This window comes from Sphingorhabdus sp. (genome assembly GCF_040079335.1).
Classification (GTDB): Bacteria; Pseudomonadota; Alphaproteobacteria; order Sphingomonadales; family Sphingomonadaceae; genus Sphingorhabdus_B.
Genome location: NZ_JBEBKL010000116.1, coordinates 1 through 2185, shown reverse-complemented (window position 1 = coordinate 2185; position 2185 = coordinate 1). Strand labels below are relative to the sequence as shown.

Below are 2185 nucleotides of genomic sequence, written 5' to 3'. Positions count from 1 at the left end.
AATCCCGCAGGGCGGCTGCACGGGATACAGACCTGAACGAAAATAGGTGTCGGCAAAGTTGCAGCCGACCGCTTCATGGCGAATTCGGACTTCGCCTGGACCGGGGTTGCCAACAGCGACCTCTTCGATCGTCAGGACTTCGGGCCCTCCGGTCTCATAAAAGCGTACTGCTTTGGCCATGGTCGCTTATTCCCCCTTCGACATTTTTCATCCTGATATGTAGACGAGGAACCGCTTGCAATTTTCACATTTCATGACATTCTTTTGGCAATAGATGCCAACAGGTACGACCGCGACGGGAGAGGCAAGCATGGCTGAGTTGGTGCGCGTTGCGGCATTGTCGGGCTTTTCGCCGACCATGCGCGCGTGCGGCTTTGATCCCATACCCTTGCTTAAAGAATTTGGACTGTCATCCCGGATACTTGGCAATGCCGAACAGATGATCCCTGCACATCAGGCTATCCGCCTGCTCGAACGGGCAGCAGAAGTGACGGGCTGCATAACATTTGGTCTGCGCATGGCCGAAAGCCGGGAGATTGCCAATCTGGGGGCAATCAGCCTGTTGATTGCGCACCAACCGACACTCCGAGCGGCGCTTACAGCATTGATGCAGTACCGCAATCGGATCAATTCGACGCTCGTCCTGCATCTTGATGATCTGGGTGATAATATCCTGATCCGCGAGGATTTCTCTCTCGCCCAGCCAGAGCCGTTGCAGCAATCGTCCGATCTTGCGCTTGGCGTCTTGGCTCAGCTTTGCAAAAGCGTGCGAGGTGAAGACTGGCAAGCGCAATCGGTATGTTTCAGTCACGCCGAACCGCCTGTGTTAGAAATGCCCATATACCGGCGGCTGTTTGGGTGCCGGCCCGAATTTAATTCCGAGTTTAACGGAATCCTTATTCACCCTCGCGATCTGGATCGACCGAACCAAAGGGCCGACGCGGCGCTCGCCGAGCACGCCCGCAATCTGATCGAAACGGTCATGAGTCCCGAGCAGCACAGCGTTGCCCAACAAGTCGAACAATCGATCTTGTTGCTGATGCCAACGGGCCGTGCCAGCATTCAGATGTGCTGCGAATTGTTGGGCATGTCCGTGCGGACGCTGCAACGCAATCTGGATGCTGAAGGCGTGAGTTTCTCTTCGCTGCTGAACAAGGCACGCCTGCAAATGGCGACGAAATATCTGTCCAACCGCCGTATTCGGATTACCGACGTCGCCGAAATGTTGGGCTATGGTTCAATCGGCGCATTCACGCGGTGGCATATTCAAAGTTTTGGCGTTCCACCCAGCAAACGACGGAAAATCTTACTATGACGATCCTTATCACCAACCAAGGCCAGGTTCGCACGGTCACCATCAACCGGCCCGACAGCCGAAATGCAGTTGACCCCCATACCGCCCTTGCACTGCGGACCGCCTTTGCGGATTTTGAAGCTGACGACACCGCGCAGGTCGCGGTCCTTTCTGGCGCTGACGGCAATTTTTGTGCGGGCTTTGATCTGAAATCGGTGGGGTCAGCCAACGACCGCTATGAACCCGAAGGCGTCGGGCCAATGGGGCCGACCCGAATGCTCTTGTCCAAACCCGTGATCGCCGCGGTTGAAGGATATGCGGTGGCAGGCGGGCTGGAACTGGCGCTTTGGTGCGATCTGCGCGTGGTATCGCAAACCGCAATCTTTGGCGTGTTTTGCAGGCGTTGGGGCGTGCCGTTGATCGACGGCGGAACCGTGCGGCTGCCGCGCATCATTGGCCAGGGCCGCGCGCTGGACATGATCCTGACGGGACGGCCCGTTGCAGCGGATGAGGCCTTGGCCATCGGCCTAGCCAACCGCGTGGTTGCCGCAAGCGAGGCACTCACCGCCGCGCAATTGCTTGCGGCGGAAATTGCGCACTTCCCGGCGCTGTGCATGAAGACCGACCGGATGTCTTCCTATCAGCAATGGGATTTTGATCTGCCCGATGCGCTGCGCAACGAAGGGCGCGAGGGTGCCAAACCGCTGCGCGCCGAGGCGATTAAAGGCGCACGAAGGTTTGCCGACGGCGAAGGACGCGGCGGGGCTTTTTAGGAGGTGTTCATACGCCGCATTTATATTTAAAGCGGTTGCGCTCGCATTAATCGATCCAGCAGAATGTCCGCAGGGATATGGTTTTAGGTATTGCTCGGGTCGGCAAGCACCGCAGTTG

Annotated in this window: 2 protein-coding genes and 1 pseudogene; 2 read left to right on the top strand and 1 reads right to left on the bottom strand. The window is 57.4% G+C overall.

The window, feature by feature from the left end:
• Positions 1 to 180: pseudogene (locus ABL922_RS14640) on the bottom strand (hypothetical protein); the annotation flags it as partial.
• Between the two features lie 94 nt (positions 181 to 274).
• Between ABL922_RS14640 and ABL922_RS14635 the strand changes: the two are divergent.
• Positions 275 to 1315, top strand: coding sequence for an AraC family transcriptional regulator (locus ABL922_RS14635; RefSeq protein WP_349024943.1), 1041 nt, complete (start codon positions 275 to 277; stop codon positions 1313 to 1315).
• Entirely contained in the window at positions 1312 to 2067 is a 756-nt protein-coding gene (locus ABL922_RS14630) for a crotonase/enoyl-CoA hydratase family protein (RefSeq protein ID WP_349024942.1), read from the top strand. The genes ABL922_RS14635 and ABL922_RS14630 overlap by 4 nt, the downstream gene beginning before the upstream one ends.
• The last annotated feature ends 118 nt before the right edge of the window (positions 2068 to 2185 follow it).

Coding starts and splice junctions, on each gene's coding strand:
- ABL922_RS14635 (WP_349024943.1), top strand. CDS start 275: ATGCCAACAGGTACGACCGCGACGGGAGAGGCAAGCATGGCTGAGTTG.
- ABL922_RS14630 (WP_349024942.1), top strand. CDS start 1,312: ATGACGATCCTTATCACCAACCAAGGCCAGGTTCGCACGGTCACCATC.